General features: G+C 70.2%; 12 protein-coding genes. 10 read left to right on the top strand and 2 right to left on the bottom strand.

What is annotated here, in order from left to right:
• The first annotated feature begins 38 nt into the window (after positions 1–38).
• Both NW895_RS15100 and NW895_RS15095 read left to right on the top strand, forming a co-directional pair.
• The gene (locus tag NW895_RS15100) at positions 39–719 is read left to right on the top strand and encodes an aldo/keto reductase (RefSeq protein ID WP_289936039.1); all 681 of its coding nucleotides are present in this window, start codon (positions 39–41) and stop codon (positions 717–719) included.
• Entirely contained in the window at positions 710–1,432 is a 723-nt protein-coding gene (locus NW895_RS15095; protein ID WP_289936038.1) for a FadR/GntR family transcriptional regulator, read from the top strand. The genes NW895_RS15100 and NW895_RS15095 overlap by 10 nt, the downstream gene beginning before the upstream one ends.
• A 179-nt stretch (positions 1,433–1,611) precedes the next feature.
• Here the strand turns inward: NW895_RS15095 and NW895_RS15090 are convergent, their stop codons facing one another.
• Entirely contained in the window at positions 1,612–2,718 is a 1,107-nt protein-coding gene (locus tag NW895_RS15090; protein WP_289936037.1) for a ricin-type beta-trefoil lectin domain protein, read from the bottom strand.
• Positions 2,719–3,407: 689 nt separating this feature from the next.
• Between NW895_RS15090 and NW895_RS15085 the strand changes: the two genes are divergently transcribed.
• The 3 genes from NW895_RS15085 (at position 3,408) to NW895_RS15075 (ending at position 6,954) form a co-directional block, all read left to right on the top strand.
• Entirely contained in the window at positions 3,408–4,724 is a 1,317-nt protein-coding gene (locus tag NW895_RS15085; RefSeq protein ID WP_289936036.1) for a ferredoxin reductase family protein, read from the top strand.
• A gap of 194 nt (positions 4,725–4,918) precedes the next feature.
• Entirely contained in the window at positions 4,919–5,704 is a 786-nt protein-coding gene (gene trpC / locus NW895_RS15080; protein ID WP_289936035.1) for an indole-3-glycerol phosphate synthase TrpC, read from the top strand.
• Positions 5,705–5,901: 197 nt separating this feature from the next.
• Entirely contained in the window at positions 5,902–6,954 is a 1,053-nt protein-coding gene (locus NW895_RS15075; protein WP_289936034.1) for a LacI family DNA-binding transcriptional regulator, read from the top strand.
• A 261-nt stretch (positions 6,955–7,215) separates the two neighbouring features.
• Here NW895_RS15075 and NW895_RS15070 read toward each other — a convergent pair whose 3' ends face one another.
• The gene (locus tag NW895_RS15070) at positions 7,216–7,803 is read right to left on the bottom strand and encodes a TetR/AcrR family transcriptional regulator (RefSeq protein ID WP_289936033.1); all 588 of its coding nucleotides are present in this window, start codon (positions 7,801–7,803) and stop codon (positions 7,216–7,218) included.
• A 203-nt stretch (positions 7,804–8,006) separates the two neighbouring features.
• Here NW895_RS15070 and NW895_RS15065 point away from each other — a divergent pair, with 203 nt between their 5' ends.
• The 5 genes from NW895_RS15065 to NW895_RS15045 form a co-directional block, all read left to right on the top strand.
• Entirely contained in the window at positions 8,007–11,228 is a 3,222-nt protein-coding gene (locus NW895_RS15065; protein ID WP_289936032.1) for a cytochrome P450, read from the top strand.
• Positions 11,229–11,368: 140 nt separating this feature from the next.
• Positions 11,369–12,565, top strand: a complete 1,197-nt coding sequence (locus NW895_RS15060) for an MFS transporter (RefSeq protein ID WP_289936031.1) — start codon at positions 11,369–11,371, stop codon at positions 12,563–12,565.
• A gap of 226 nt (positions 12,566–12,791) precedes the next feature.
• Positions 12,792–14,138, top strand: coding sequence for an NAD(P)/FAD-dependent oxidoreductase (locus NW895_RS15055; RefSeq protein ID WP_289936030.1), 1,347 nt, complete (start codon positions 12,792–12,794; stop codon positions 14,136–14,138).
• On the top strand, positions 14,135–15,013 hold the full coding sequence (locus NW895_RS15050; RefSeq protein WP_289936029.1) for an SDR family oxidoreductase: 879 nt from the start codon (positions 14,135–14,137) through the stop codon (positions 15,011–15,013). Before NW895_RS15055 ends, NW895_RS15050 begins: the two co-directional genes overlap by 4 nt.
• A partial coding sequence (locus NW895_RS15045; protein ID WP_289936028.1) for an aldehyde dehydrogenase family protein occupies positions 15,010–16,137 on the top strand: 1,128 nt, incomplete at its 3' end. The genes NW895_RS15050 and NW895_RS15045, both read left to right, overlap by 4 nt.

Genomic DNA, 16,137 nt, shown 5'->3' with positions numbered 1-16,137 from the left:
TGACCGGCGCTCCCATCGCCCGTATCCCAGGAGCACCTTTGCACCAGCGGAAGATCCGGAACACGTCCATCGCACTCACGGAACTCGGCTTCGGGGCGTCCGTGATCGGCAACCTCTACCACGTCACGCCGGTGGACGACGCGACAGCCGCCGTCGACGCGGCCTGGGAAGCCGGCATCCGGTATGTCGACACCGCGCCGCACTACGGCCTCGGCCTTTCCATGAACCAGTCGGCGATGCTCGCCCGGTTCCTGCGCGAGACCGACGCCGACGTGGTCATGCTCGCCGGGCGCTACACACTCCTGGACCAGTCGGCGCTGGACGACGTCCTGCCCGCCGCGCGGGAACTCGGCAAGAGCGTGGTGGCGGTGGGCGTGTTCAACTCGGGACTGCTCTGTCTCGACCGGCCCGCCGAGGGCATGAAGTACGACTATCAGGACGCCCCACCGGCCCTGGTCGCCCGTGCCCGGGCGATCGCCGAGGTCTGCGAGGCGCACGGGACCACCCTGCCCGCCGCCGCGATCGCCTTCCCGCGAACGCACCCCAGTATCATCAACGTGACCCTCGGCATGCGGACCCCGGAACAGGTCGTACGGAACGTGAAAGTCCAAGATCGGCGCGTACCTGATGGTCTCTGGCACGATCTCCGCGCTCAGGGGCTGATCAGGTCGGACGTGCTCGCGGGGCACGGCGGGGGGAGGGATGCGCGGTGTCTCTGACGGACAAGGCCATCGAGCAGATCCGTGAGCTGATCCGGACCGGTGCCCTGCCGCCGGGCTCGAAGCTGCCGCCGGAGCCGGACCTGGCGGCCCAGCTGGGCCTGTCCCGCAATCTCGCCCGGGAAGCGGTCAAGGCACTGGCCGTCGCGCGGGTCCTGGAAGTCCGGCGAGGCGACGGCACCTATGTGACCAGCCTCCAGCCGAGCCTGCTGTTGGAGGGGCTCGGCGGCGCGGTGGAGCTGTTGCAGGGCGACTCGGCCGCCCTTCAGGACCTCATGGAGGTACGGCGGCTCCTCGAACCGGTCGCCACGGCGCTTGCCGCCACCCGGATCTCCGATGAACAGCTGGCCGAGGTGAAGCGGCACCTGGACGCCATGCGCGAGGCCCGCGACGACGTCGAACAGCTCAACGCCCACGACGCCGCCTTTCACCGGGCCGTCGTCTCGGCCACGGGCAACGAAAGCCTCCTCACCCTTCTCGAAGGGATCTCCGGCCGGACCCTGCGCGCCCGCATCTGGCGCGGTCTGGTCGACGACAAGGCCGCGGGCCGCACCCTCGCCGAACACGAGGCGATCTTCAACGCCCTGTCCACCCGCGACGCCGCCCTCAGCCAGGCCGCCGCACTCCTGCACGTGAGCAACACCGAGCAGTGGCTGAGGGAACACCTGCGCTCGGGCGAACCCCTGCCCTTCGGGGCGACAGTCCGGAAGTGACGGGCGGGCGCCGCCCGTGGCGCAAGAAGTCGGCGTCGGGCGGCCGGGCCACTCGCTGTGCCGCGCGGGCGGCCTGGAGCGCCACTTCCTGCGGCGGCTTGGGCAGTCTGATGCCTGCGGCCCCACGCGTCGTATTTTCGCTCGGGGCGTGAGCCGGGCTCATGCCCCGAGCGCGGGGTTCATCCGGCGGTCAGAGTGGTCCACTTCTGGTTGGAGCCGCCGTGGCAGTCCCACAGCTGGAGCTGCGCGCCGTCAGCTGTGGACGAGCCGGGAACATCGAGGCAGCGGCCGGAGGCGGGGTTGCGGTAGCCGCCGTTGTAGGGCTGCCAGACCTGGTTGGCGCCGCCGTGGCAGGACCAGAGCTGCACCTTGGTGCCGTTGGCCGTGGCCCCGCCGGCGGCGTCTAGGCACTTGCCCATGGAGCGCAGGGTGCCGTCGGTGTAGGCGGACCAGTACTGGTTGGCGCTGTCGCCGCAGCTCCACGTCTGGACGGCGGTCCCGTCGGCGGTGCCTGCGCCGTTGACGTCCATGCACTTGCCGGCGATTCCGGACTGAATGTGTGCGGGGGCGGGGGCTGGGTTCCTCAGCCACCCTGCGCTGTCCGCGGCCCGGACGCCGCGGTGGAAGGCGTCGGCCATCTTTTGGTAGCCGACGTCGTTGGGATGCAGGGGGTCGACCAGGTCGGCCGTGGTCACGCTGCTCATGTCGACGAATGCGACGCGTTTGCCCGTGGCCTGTGCGTCGCTGACGATTTGGCGGATGGCCTGGTTGTACGTGCCCCGCCACCGCTCCTCCGAGCTGCTGGTGGACACGACCAAGGAGGCGACGAGGACGGTTGCGTCGGGGACGTCGGCGGTGATCCGGTTGACCAGCGACCTCAGCCGGGCGATGGAGCTGTCGACCTCGGAGGCCCCCTGGAGGTCGTTGGTACCGATGTGCAGCGTCACGACGTTGGGCCGGTAGCGGGTCAGCGAGGCGTCGGCGAGGGCGGCGATCTGGTCGATACGGTATCCGGGGTGGCCCTCGTTGTCGGGGTCGGACATCGACCCGCCCCGCACCGTGCCGACGAAGTCCAGCGGATGGCCGTCCGCCGCAAGCCGGTTCCACAGCGGACCCCGGTAACCGTTGCCCGTACTGCTTCCCACACCCCAGGTTATCGAGTCGCCCAACGGCATGACCCGTAAAGGGGTGTTGGGGGCGGCGGAGGCAGGGGCCTCACCTGCCGCTGTCACCCCGAGCGTGGCGGCGACGAGCGTGAACAGGGGCAGGATCCAGGACTTTCTCATGCAGGCGTCCTCTTCTGCGAGTGGTAGCTGTATCAGCGGGCCTGATCGCCGTTCGTGTCAGCAGCTCGGCCGCAGCGCCTTCCTTCGGCTCGGCGGCCGCCTTACGTATGGGCAGAACGGGGTGGGCGGGGCGCACGCACCGAGGGGGTCGGCTCGAACCCGTCTCGCAAGCGCATCCGTATAGATACCACGATCGCGGCTGGGACATCCCATGAATGGCGGAAATCGGGGATCGCCGGCACGAAGGCGAGTCCTGCACTGTTTCTCGCAGAGGGACGCTGCTGGGGCGACCTGCTCGCCACTCCGTCACGCTGATGTGGACCCGTGGACATCCCATGTCTGACGTTGCCGGTGTTCTGGCACGCGGGCGGGAGTACATCTCCCGCCCGGAGCGCGCCGGAGCTGACGGCCTGCGCGTCCGGTGACGGTCTCCGACCAGGCCCTGACCGTGAGCGGCAACTCGGCCTCGGTGAACGTGCGCCTCCAGGGCATGAGCTGACCTGCCGGGACACCCCTGTGAAGGCTTGCGGTTAAGACGTTAATCACTCAACGTACCGGTCAATGGCGGCCGGTCGGCCAGGACAGCCCGATTCACGTCAGTTCCTTATTCTTCGCACGTCCTCACATGAACAATCGCATGGACAAGCACATGAACAAGAGGGGAAGCGGTGGAGGCGACCATTTCGCAGGTGCGGCAAGGCACCATACCTCCGGTCGTTGCGGCGCGGCTGGCGCTGTGGACGTTTGTCATCGTCAACTTGGTGATCGTCGAGGCCTTGTTCCTCACCGCCGGGACCGGAAAAAACGCGGTGCTCACGGTCGCCAAGTTCTTCGGCCTGCACGCCGCCGTGGTGATGCTGTTCCAGCTCCTGCTGGTGGCCCGGCTGCCGTGGCTCGACCGTCGTATCGGCATGGACCGGTTGACGGTGTGGCACCGGTGGGTCGGCTTCACCCTGCTGTGGACCCTCCTCACCCACGCCGTGCTGGTGGTGCTGGGCTACGCGAGGCTCGATGACGCGTCGATGACGAAGACGTTCTTCGCGCTGGCCGGAGTACCGGCCTCCCTGCTCGGGATGCTGGCCGCGGCGATCGTCGTCGTGGTCGGCGCGGTCTCCGGCCGGTATGTGAGGCAGCGGCTGCGGTACGAGACCTGGCACGGCCTGCACCTGCTGCTGTACCTGGCGTTGGGGCTGGCGTTCGTCCACCAACTGCAGGAGACCACGACCTTCAGCTCTTCCGCGTTCGCGAAGATCTACTGGTGGGCACTGTGGCTGTTCGCGTTCGGTGCCCTGGTCACGGGCCGTGTCGTCATGCCTCTGTGGCGCAACGCCTATCACCGATTCCGGGTCGCGGAGGTTGTGGCGGAGTCGGACGACGTGGTGTCGGTGCGGGTCACCGGCCGCCACCTCGACCGGCTGCCGGCCCGGGCCGGCCAGTTCTGCATCTGGCGGTTCCCCGGCCACAACCACTGGTGGCTGGCGAATCCGTTCTCCCTGTCGGCGGCACCCGACGGCCGTACCTTGCGCCTGACCGCCAAGGCGGTCGGCAGCACCAGCGCCGGCCTGCGCCACGTCCCGGTCGGAAGCCGCGCGTTCGTCGAAGGGCCGTACGGGGCATTCACCTCCCTGCATCGAACGCGGCCCGGCGCACTGCTGATCGCCGGAGGAGTGGGGATCACGCCGGTTCGAGCTCTGCTGGAGGAGGAACCGGCCGGCGACGTCGTCGTGCTCTACCGGGTGCGCAGCGAGAAGGACGCCGTGCTGGTCGACGAGGTACGAACCCTGGTCGCGGACCGCGGCGGGCAGCTGCACCTGCTCACCGGCCGCACGGGGGAGGGGAACCCGCCGTTCGGGCCGGACAGTCTCCGTGCCCTGGTTCCCGACCTGACCGAACGCGACGTGTACGTCTGCGGCCCGCCCGCCATGACCTCGGCCGTGCTCAGCGCCCTGCGCACGCTGAAGGTTCCCCAACGGCGCGTGCACGCCGAGCGGTTCGGCCTGGCCTGAGCCCCCGCCTGCGGCGGTGTCCGGCTCGTCGAGACCGAAGGCAGCGAGGAGGGGCGCGGCCAGGCAGAGTCCCATGCTGGTGGCCGCGCCCACTGGCCGATCCGAGCACTACGTGGACGTGGGTGAGGCAACGGCCTCACCCAAGCCGCCGGGGACGTCCGCGGCGGCAGACAGCAGTCGACAAGGAGAGGACAATGAGCGTTCTTGACGGAATCCTGGCGGGAGTCCGCGAAGACCTGGAAGAGCGTAAGCGCGCGACGCCGCTGGCAGAGTTGCGCTCCCGAGCGGCGGACGCGGCACCCGCGATCGACCCGCTGCCCGCGTTCCGGTCGCCGGGGGTGTCCATCATCGCCGAGGTGAAGCGAAGGAGCCCCAGCAAGGGTGCTCTGGCGGACATCCCCGACCCCGCGTCGCTCGCGGTCCAGTACGCGGCCGGCGGTGCCGCTGCGATCAGCGTGCTGACCGAACGCAGGCGTTTCAGCGGCTCTCTCGCCGATCTGGACGCCGTACGTGCCCGGGTCGACGTGCCCGTCCTGCGCAAGGACTTCATCATCGACCCCTACCAGCTGTGGGAAGCTCGCGCACACGGCGCCGATCTCGCGCTTCTCATGGTCGTGTCGCTGGACGACGGCCAACTCGCCGATCTGATGGGACTGTGCGAGGAGTTGGGCCTCACACCGCTCGTGGAGGCCCACACAGCCGACGAAGTGCGGCGCGCCGCTGCGGCAGGAGCCGAGCTCCTCGGCATCAACGCGCGAGACCTGACAACGCTGGACGTGGATCGCAGTGTGTTCGCCGACCTCGTGACCGCCATCCCGGACGGCACCGTCAAGATCGCGGAATCAGGGGTGATGGGCCCGAAGGACGTAGCGGAGTACCGAGGTTGGGGAGCTGACGCGGTGCTCGTCGGCGAGGCACTGGTCCGCTCGGGGGACCCGAGCACCGCCGTGCGCGAGTTCATCGAGGCGGCCGGGGCGTAACGGAGTCCGCCGCGGTGGGGCGACGTGCTGTTCCGGCGCAGCGTGCCGTCCCCGGGCCTTCGAGTGTGCCGTCCAAGACCTCTGACATCTGATCACTCCTCACCCGGCGATCCTTGTGGTAGCCGTGCCCGGTACGCTGCGTGGTCAAGTTCTTGACCGCAAGAACTACAGCCGGTCACACGGTAGTTGGGGTGGGTATGCAGAACTCTCGTGCCTGGCGGCGTCCCACGCTGGACGTCGTCGCCGCACGGGCAGGCGTGTCCACCGCCACGGTGTCGAACGCACTCAACGGCAAGGGACGGCTCTCCGAGGCGACCAGACAGCGCGTGCTCGCCGCGGCGCGCGAACTCGGCTACGCCCCCACCAGTACGGCCCGTGCCCTCGCCCGCGGCGGAACCGGAGTGCTTGGCCTGACCATGACCACGTACGGCGACCTGCCCGTCCCGTACACGGAGATCCCGTACTACGCACAGCTGGCGCTGGGCGCCATGGCAGCGGCCCACGAGCGCGGCCATCTGCTCCTGGTGATGCAGAGTTCGAAGTCACCGTGGATGTGGCTCAACACGCCGATGGACGGAGTCATCCACGTCGGACCGCGCGCCGAGGACCCGGTCCGTTCCATCCTGCGGGAACGTGGCATACCGATGATCAGCGAAGGCCGGCCGCCCAAGCCGCATCCGTGCGACGCATGGGTGGACGCCGACCACGAAGCGGGCCTGCGTCTGTTGCTGGAGCACCTCGCGCGGTCCGGCGCCCGGCGGATCGGGCTGTCCCTGCCTGTCCACGACGACGCGTACCCGCACCTGATCGCACACGCCTACCGGTCCTGGTGCGACGAACACCGCATGCCCGCGCTCGTGGAGGAGTACGCCACAGTGCCCGACTACTTCACGGCCGAACAGGACGCCGTCAGCCGGCTCCTCCACCACGATCCGAGGCCGGACGCCGTCATCGGCGTCTACTCCGACTCCGGTCACAACATCCTGGCCGCCGCCCGGCAGCACGGGCTTCGGGTGCCGCAGGACCTGCTGGTGGCGTGCATCAGCGAGGATCCGGACTACGCGACCACCACCCCGCCCCTCACCACGGTCAGTCTCCGCCCGGACCGGGTCGGCGCCGAAGCGGTCGACCTGCTGATCGCTGTCATCAACGCCCGCAGCGGCGTGGACCGGCGCCGGCTCGTGCAACCGGTGCTGTTCCCCCGGCGGTCCACTCGGCGCGCGATGCGGCGGAGGAACGGCACACCGTGAGGGGCCCATGCAGGGCCGATCACCCTTGCACCGGCCGTGCTGGAAGCGTCCTTGACGTCGGCGCACCTGCCTTTGCGGACGTTGGCGAGCTGGTCGAGGCGAGACGGTCCGCGCCGGCAACGGCCGGACCTCCTCCGCCTGCCCTGAAGGATGAGCCTGCCCACGCAGACCAACTCCCCCTGCTGACGGCCTGAAACGCGACGATGTCCCAGTCCGGCCGGCAAGGGGGCTCGACGTGTTCCCCGTCGCTCGCGGGTGCCCTCAGGCCATGGCCAGGACGGCGGAGATCAGCGCCCGCATGCAGACCCCTTCGGCTTCCTCGTCCGGCACTGAGAGGTGCTGCATCGTCAGTCCGTCGAAACCCGCGAGAAAGAACCTCGCGATCACCTCGGCGGGCTGGGCGAGCCGGTGGCCGGTGCGTTCGGCGGCCGCACTGATCAGCTTCGTCGTCACGGCCGAGACGTCGCGATGGTGGCTGTGCAGAGCCTCCCGGAGATGGGGCGTGCGCAGGGCGAACATCGACAGTTCCGTGAGGAGCTGGTAGGACGCGGGCTGTTCGAGCACGGTGCGCCACAGGGCCTCGGCGAGCGTGGCGATCGTGTCCTCGAAGCTCGCGGCCGCGGGCGCGGCCTGCTCCACCTGGGCGACCAGGTCCTGGGTGAGCTGCTCCATGACGGCCCGGTACAGCTCTTCCTTCGTGCCGAAGGTGTAGTGCACGGTCGCCTGGGCCACACCGAGCTCTGCGGCGATGGCGCGGGTGCTGCCGGCGGCGACGCCCTCCCTGGCCATCAGCTCGATGGCCGCCTTGATCAGCTGGGGGCGGCGCTCCGCCGCGGATACATGAGCCATGACGGCATCTTATGCGACTCAGTCTGTCGAACTGGTCGCTCGACAAGATGTCCCCGACCTGGCTCTAGCCAGACGCTTCGAGGTCTCCGACGGTTCCATCAAGCGACTGTGTCATCCAACAGGGTCGGCTGACATTGTCGCCTGACAAAGTCGCTTGTATGTTTCTGCCCAGCGACAGCCTGCGCCGACCGAAAGGCAAGCTCATGACTCACGAGACCCTGCGCGGAACCGAGCCGATCCCTCAGCGCCCCGCCCTGCCCCTGGTCGGCCACGCCTTCGACATCCCGGGTGGCGCCGACGGCCTGCTCTACGTGATGAAGGAGGCCAAGGAGCTGGGGCCGCTGTTCAAGCTCCGTGTCTTCGGCAACGAGATCAACTTCGCCTCCGGCCTCGACCTGGTCACCGAGCTGGCGGACGAGAGCCGGTTCCGTAAGAACGTGCACCCCGACCTCGTGATCCTTCGCGAGATCGGCGGCGACGGGCTCTTCACCGCGTTCAACGACGAGCCCAACTGGCGCAAGGCGCACGACGTCCTGATGCCGGCCTTCTCGCTCGGCGCGATGCGTGGCTACCACGCGACGATGCTCACGGTGGCCCGGGAGCTGATCGGGAAGTGGGACCGGGCGGCCGGAACGGAGCCCGTGGACGTGGCCGGCGACATGACGCGGCTGACGTTCGACACGATCGGTCTGTGCGGCTTCGGCTACGACTTCGAGTCCTTCGGCCGCGAGGAGCCGCACCCCTTCGTCGCCGCCCTGTCGCGAGCGCTCGGCTTCGCCCAGGCCAAGGGGGAGTCCATCCCCGGCACGGAGCTGTTCAAGTGGAAGCAGGCCGAGCAGTTCCGCGCCGACGTGGCCCTGATGAAGGGCCTGGTCGACGACGTGATCCGAGAGCGCCGGGCGTCCGGAGACCAGAGCACCGACGACCTGCTCGGGCGCATGCTGCACACCCGGGACGCGGTGACCGGCGAGCCCCTGGACGACATCAACATCCGCTACCAGGCGATCACGTTCCTCATCGCCGGTCACGAGACCACCAGCGGTGCCCTGTCCTTCGCCCTCTACTACCTGACCAAGCACCCCGAGGTCCTAGCCCGCGCCCAGGCCGAGGTGGACGCCCTGTGGGGCGACTCCGACACCCCCGAGCCGGACTACGGGGACATCGGCAAGCTGACGTACATCCGCCAGGTGCTCAACGAAGGCCTGCGGCTGTGGCCGACGGCCCCCGCCTACGCGGTGGAGCCGCTGGAGGACACGGTCATCGGCGGGAAGTACGCCGTGCGCAAGGGCGAGTCGATCCAGATCCTCATCCCGCAGCTGCACCGGGACCCCGCCTGGGGTGAGAACGTCGAGCTGTTCGACCCCGACCGGTTCCTGCCCGAGCGGGAGGAGGAGCGGCCGGTCCATCTGTTCAAGCCGTTCGGCAGCGGCGAACGCGCCTGCATCGGCCGCCAGTTCGCGCTGCACGAGGCGACGTTGGTCCTGGCGCTGGTGATCCACCGCTACCGGCTGATCGACCACACCGACTACCAGCTGAAGATCAAGCAGTCGCTCACCCTCAAGCCCGACGAGTTCACACTGCACCTGGCCCGGCGCACCAGCGCGGAGCGCCGCCTGCCCACCGCTGCGGCCGTGGACGCGAACAGCGCTCCCGCCGGCCGGGACCGGCCCGCCGTCCGGCGCGCAACCGGAACCGCGCTGACCCTCCTGCACGGCTCCAACCTGGGCACCTGCGCGGGCATTGCCCGCGACCTGGCGGCGGACGGCGACGAGCGCGGCTTCGCCCCGTCCGTCGCTCCCCTCGACGACGCCGTGGGCGAACTCTCCGCGGGTGATGGACCGGTGGTGATCGTGGCCGCCTCCTACAACGGCAGGCCCACCGACGATGCCACGGACTTCGTCGCATGGCTGGAGGGCCTGGAGCCCGGTGCGCTCGACGGCCTGAAGTACGCCGTACTCGGGGTCGGCGACCGCAACTGGGCCGCCACCTACCAGCGCATCCCCACCCTCATCGACGAGAAGCTCACCGCCGCGGGCGCCACCCCATTGCTTGAGCGCGGCGCCGCGGACGCCGCCGGCGACTTCGCCGGCACGGTGGACCGGTGGACCGGCGACCTGTGGAACGCCCTGCTGGAGCGGTACGGAGCCGCCGCAGAAGCGCACGAGGCCGAGCCGGCCGCCGACCATGAGACGGGACTGTACGAACTGCAGGACGCGACCGACTCGGTCATCGGCGGGCTCGCGGCACGGCACGGCGTGCAGCCGATGGAGGTGCTCGACGCGTACGAACTCGTCGACATGGACCACGAGCTGGGCCGCTCCAAGCGATTCCTCAAACTGCGGCTGCCCGAGGGCGTCACCTACCGCACCGGCGATCACCTGGCCGTGCTCCCGAGCAACCCGGACGCCCTGGTGCGGCGGGTGGCCGACCGCTTCGGCCTCGATCTGGACCGCACCGTGCGACTGCGCGCCCGTCGCCGCAGCCGGGGCGCCCTGCCCGTCGACCGGCCGCTGACCCTGCGCCGCCTGCTGACCGGCTTCGTGGAACTGCAGGACGCCGCCACCCAGGAGCAGGTCGCCGTACTCGCCGAGCACACCGCCTGCCCGCCCGAGAAGCGGCCCCTGGCCGAACTCGCGGCGGCGGACCCGGAGACCTTCCGTGAGCAGGTGACCGCGGCCGGACGCAGCGTCCTGGACCTGCTGGAGCGCTACCGCGCCTGCGAGCTGCCCTTCGAACGCTTCCTGGAGCTGCTGCCCGTCCTGCGGCCGCGCCACTACTCCATCTCCTCGTCCGCCGAAGCGGCACCCGGCGAAGTGGACCTGATGGTGTCACTGCTGGCCGCGCCCCACCGCGGCGGCGAGGGCACCTTCCACGGCATCGCCTCGCACTACCTCCAGACCGTGGCGGCGGGCGACACCGTCCAGGCCAGGGTGCTGCCCTGCAGCGAGGCCTTCCGCCTGCCCCGGGACGAGTCGGTGCCGGTGATCCTGGTCAGCGCGGGCACTGGTCTGGCTCCCTTCCGCGGCGCGGTCCTCGACCGCCACCACACCCGGTCGACCGGAACGCTGCTGTGCTACTTCGGCTGCGACCACCCCGACGTCGACTACCTGCACCGCGCGGAGTTCGAGGCCGCCGAGGCAGCCGGCGCCGTCAGCATGCGGCCCACCTTCTCCTGCGCCCCCGAGGACGGAGCCCGCTTCGTCCAGGACCGCATCGTGAAGGAGGGCGACGAGGTCTGGGCGGTACTGGAGGCCGGCGGACGCGTCTACATCTGCGGAGACGGCCGTCGCATGGCCCCGGCGGTGCGGGAGGCGTTCATGGCGATCTACCGCAAGAACACGGGCGCCGACGACGAGGAGGCCACCGCCTGGCTGGCCGCCCTGACCGAGTCCGGCCACTACGTCGAAGACGTCTGGGCCGGCTGACCGCCGTCCCCCCCCCGGCTCTCAACTTCGTTCGAACGCGGCTCGCGCTCCCTGACTCGTGAGGCTCTCATGCTTGGTGCACACTCGGCGCTCCGCCGAGGAACGGTAGTAGTCCCCGACTCCTCGCCTAGGAGCGGCCGGTGAACGCGCGAAGCGCCTCCGCCCTGACCTTCGGTGTGGCGGTGGCGCTCATCGCCGGGGTCACCCTCGGCAACGGTGGGGCGAACGTGATGCCCGTGTTCGTCGACGACTTCGCGTCACGCTTCGGGTTGTCGGACTCAGGCGCCGGGCTCGTGGCCGCGACCCAGCTGATGGCGACGGCGGTGGTGACGCTGTTGCTGGCCAAGCGGGCAGCGCGGCCGGGACGGGTGCGGATGACCCGCCTCGGGCTCGCCCTCTCCGGCGCCGGCTTCCTGGGAGCGGCGGCGGCCACCGACCCGGTGACCCTGGTCCTGGCCAACCTGGTCCTCGGCGCGGGGCTCGGCGCGGTCTACGCGGCGGCCACGGCGGCGCTCGCCGCCACCGACGACGCCGACAAGGCGTCCGCGGTCACCATCTCCGGCGTGGTCGGCGTGACGGCGCTGCTGATCATGGGCGTCCCCGCGGCCAACCACGACCTGGGGGAGGCAACCGGCTTCCTGCTCATGGCGTTGTGCTGTCTCGTGGCCTGGCCACTGGTACGCCGACTCCCGGACGGTCCCGCGACGCCCGGCGCCGCCTCCGCCGGTACCGGAGTGACGACCACGGCCAAGCCGTCGGTGGTTCTGCTCCTCGGAACCGCGCTGCTGTGGACCGTCACACAGGGCGCGTGGTCGTACGCGTCGGTCCTGGGCCGTCAGCACACCGGGATGTCCCACTCGGCCGTGTCGGCCGTCCTCGCGATCTCCAGCGTGGTGGCTCTCGTCGGCGCGGTGGTGGGTCCGGTGGCTGCGCGGGGCTTCGGGCGCATGCGGTCGATGGCGGTCTTCGTCACGGCGCAGGCCCTCGCGATGTCGGTCCTGGTCATCACCCACGACCCCGTGCTCTTCGCCGTCGCGGCCGTCCTCTGGCAAGCCTGCCAACTTGCCGTTCTGGTGCAGATGCTCGCCGCCGCGGCGCTCATCGACCCGACCGGACGCCTGGTCGCCTCCCTCAGCGGCGCGGGCGCCCTGGGCACCGGCCTCGGACCGCTGGCCGTCGGAGCGGTCCTCGACGCCGCCGGGGCCGACCTGCTCGGCGTCGTCCTGGCGCTCGGTACCTTCATCGCCTCGCTGCCCCTGCTCCGGATGACGGTGTCCGGCACCAAGGCAGCGGCCGAGCACGGGCTCGCGCCCTCCTCCGCCGCCGAGACGGGGTGAGCTCTGCAGGCGGCTGGTCCGACGGCTCGACGTCGGTGACGTCCCCCGGAGCGTGGCCGGACTCGAGTCCGCTGTACCGGCTGGACCGCGTCCTGACCGGGTCCGACGTCGAGGCCTGTCTGTGGCCGCCGCGGTCCCCTCTGTGGCCGCGCGGGTCAGTTCGCGCCGGTCACCCGGTGCATAGGTTCCCCACAACACATGAGACATCGGCGAAAGGAGCGAGCTGGTGAGTGAGAACCAGTACGACACCTGTGTGATCGGTGCGGGACCCGCAGGGCTGGCGGTCGCGAGGGCGCTGGCCGAGCGGGACCTGCCGTACACGCACATCGAGCGCCACACGGGACCGGGCGGGCTGTGGGACATCGACAACCCGGGCAGTCCGATGTACGAGTCGGCCCACTTCATCTCCAGCAAGACCCTCTCCGGCTTCGGCGGCTATCCGATGCCGGACCACTTCGCCGACTACCCGCCGCACCGGCAGATCCTGTCCTACCTGACGTCGTTCGCCGAGGCGTACGGGCTCAGGGACCGGATCGAGTTCGGCACCGAGGTCCGCAGCGTGGACAAGAACCCGGACGGCACCTGGACGGTCACCCGGGCCGACGGCCGGACCGGCACACACCGGGAGGTCGTCGTGTGTACGGGTGCGCAGTGGCACCCCAACGTCCCTGACCTCCCCGGCGACTTCACGGGAGAGGTCCGCCACACGGTCACCTACCGCAGCAGCGCCGAACTGCGGGGCAAACGGGTGCTGGTGGTGGGTGCGGGGAATTCCGGGCTGGACATCGCCTGCGACGCGGCGCGTTCCGCCGACCACGCCGCGATCAGCATGCGCCGTGGTTACTGGTTCATACCCAAGCACCTGTTCGGCCGGCCCGTGGACACCATCGCCGCGGGCGGACCCCACCTGCCGATGTGGCTGCAGCAGAAGCTGTTCGGCGGCCTGCTGCGACTGCTCAACGGCGACCCGCGCAGGCTCGGTCTGCAAAAGCCCGACCACAGGCTGTTCGAGACCCACCCGGCCATCAACTCGCTGCTGATCCACCACCTCCAGCACGGGGACATCACGGCCAGGCCCGGCATCGCGCGCACCGAGGGCCGGACGGTGCACTTCACGGACGGCACCAGCGACGACTTCGACCTGATCCTGCTTGCGACGGGGTACGTCCACAAAGTCCCCGTCGCGCAGAAGTACTTCGGAGACGAGCAGCACCCCGACCTCTATCTGTCCTCGTTCTCCCGCGAGCACGAGGGCCTGTTCGGCGTCGGCTTCGTGGAGACCAACTCCGGTGCCTACAAACTCTTCGACGCCCAGGCCCAGTTGATTGCCTCATTCATCCGGGACGCGCGGGCCGGATTGCCGACCGCCGAGCGGTTCGCACGCATGATCCGCAGCGACCGGCCGGACCTGTCCGGCGGACTGAAGTTCGTCGACTCGCCGCGCCACACCGGCTATGTCCACAGCGACGCCTTCGTGAGGTACCTCGGCAAAGTGGCCGAAGGGATGGGGTGGCGTACCGCGGGTCGGCCGCCTCGGCCGGCGTCCGTGCGACAGGAGGCGACGGCGTCATGACGTACGACTTCCATGACAAGGTCATCCTGGTGACCGGCGGTGCCGGAGGCATCGGCAGCGCCCTGTGCCACCGCTTCGCCGCGGGAGGTGCCCGGCTCGTCGTGGTCGACATCGACGAGGTGCGGGCCAAGCGGACCGCTGCCGATCTGCCCGGGAGTGGGCATGCCGGGCTGGGCTGCGATCTGCTGGACCGGCTCGCGGTGGAGCAGATGCTCGACGGCATCGCGGTCACCCACGGGCGTATCGACGTCCTGGTGAACAACGTGGGCATGACCAGCGCCGAGCGGTTCGATGTGCGCAGCGTCGAGAGCATCGAGCGGGAGATCGATCTCAACCTGGTCTCCCCGCTGGTCATGACCCGGGTCGCCATCCCGCTGCTACGGGCTTCCGGCGACCCCCGGGTGGTCACGACCGTGTCCCTCGGCGGGATCTTCCCGCTGGGCGAGACGCCGATCTACACCGCCTCGAAGTTCGGGCTGCGTGGCGCGATGCTCGCCATTGGGCTGGACCTGCGGGGCAAGGGCATCACGGCGAGTTCGGTGCTGCCCTCGGCGACCGACACCCGGATGCTCCGTCAGGAGGCCGTGGAGGGAGGGAACTCACTGCAGTTCCAGGACGCGCCGCAGCAGCCGTCCGATGTCGTCAGGGCGGTCGTGAGCCTGCTGGACAAGCCCCGCTTGGAGGCCTACGTCAGACCCGGCGAGTCCCGGCTGGTGCGGTGCGCGATGCTGGCCCCGAATCTGCTGCCCCGGATCTTTCCACTGTTCCGCAGGCGCGGTGAGCGGGGCATGGCCCGCTATCTGGAGGACCTGCGCCGCAGGGGACTGGCGCGCCAAGTCGGCGGCGGCCGGTGGGAACTGGTGGAGGAAGCATGAGCGGGAGGGCCATCACGGATGTCGAGGGGACGCTCGACGTCGTCAGTCCCGCGACAGGTGAGCTGATCACCACCGTGCCGGCAGCGAGCGAGCAGGACGTCGTGCTGGCCGCCGAGCGGGCGCACAAGGTCTTCGACAGCGGCGCCTGGGCCGGCCGGTCCCCACGGGAGCGGGCCGCTGTCCTGCTGCGCCTGGCCGACCTGATGGAGCGCGACGCCGAGCTGCTGGCCCGGCTGGACTGCGAGGATGCGGGCAAGCCGATCACCGAGTGCCGCACGGGCGACGTGCCCGCGGCGATCGAGTCGATCCGCTGGTTCGCCGAGGCGGCCGACAAGGTCTTCGGCCGCGTGGCCCCCACCGGTCACGACAGCCTGGGTCTGGTGAGCCGGGAGCCGGTCGGGGTGGCCGCCGCCATCCTGCCCTGGAACTACCCGCTGGCCATGGCCGCCTGGAAGGTGGGGCCCGCGCTCGCCGCGGGAAACTCCCTGCTGCTCAAGCCCGCCGAGGCCACCCCGCGTTCCACCCTGCACCTCGCCGGTCTGGCGGCCGAGGCGGGCCTTCCGGACGGCGTGCTCACCGTGCTGCCCGGCCACGGCACCGTCACCGGTACGGCGCTCGCCCGCAACCCGCTTGTGCGAGCCCTGTCGTTCACCGGATCCACGGCCACCGGACGCCGTGTCCTGGCCGACGCGGCGGAGACCAACTTCAAACGGGTCTCCTTGGAGATGGGCGGCAAGAGCCCTCAACTCCTGATGGCGGACGCGCTCGAGTACGGCGACGAACTCATCGCCGACATGATCGAGGCAGCGTTCCTGACCATGGGGCAGAACTGCACCGCCGGCTCCCGTGTCCTGGTCCACCACCGCATCGCCGAAGAGGTGCTCGACCGGTTTGCAGCCGCCGCGAAAGGCCTTGTCATCGGCGATCCCGCCGACCCGCGCACCCAGATGGGGCCGCTCATCGACCGTGCTGCCTTCGACCGGGTCGTGGCGGCGGTGGAGGCGGCCCGCTCCGCCGGAGCCCACATCCACACCGGCGGGCTGCCACACGGGCTGCCGGCGCGCGGTGCCTACTACCCGCCCACCGTGATCAGCCGGGCTCCGGCGGGCAGCGACGTGCTCACC

Origin of the sequence: Streptomyces sp. S.PNR 29, from assembly GCF_030386795.1 — a bacterium.
GTDB lineage: Bacteria > Actinomycetota > Actinomycetes > Streptomycetales > Streptomycetaceae > Streptomyces.
The sequence above is the reverse complement of the archived record's forward strand: the minus strand, read 5'-3'. Positions and strand labels throughout refer to the sequence as shown.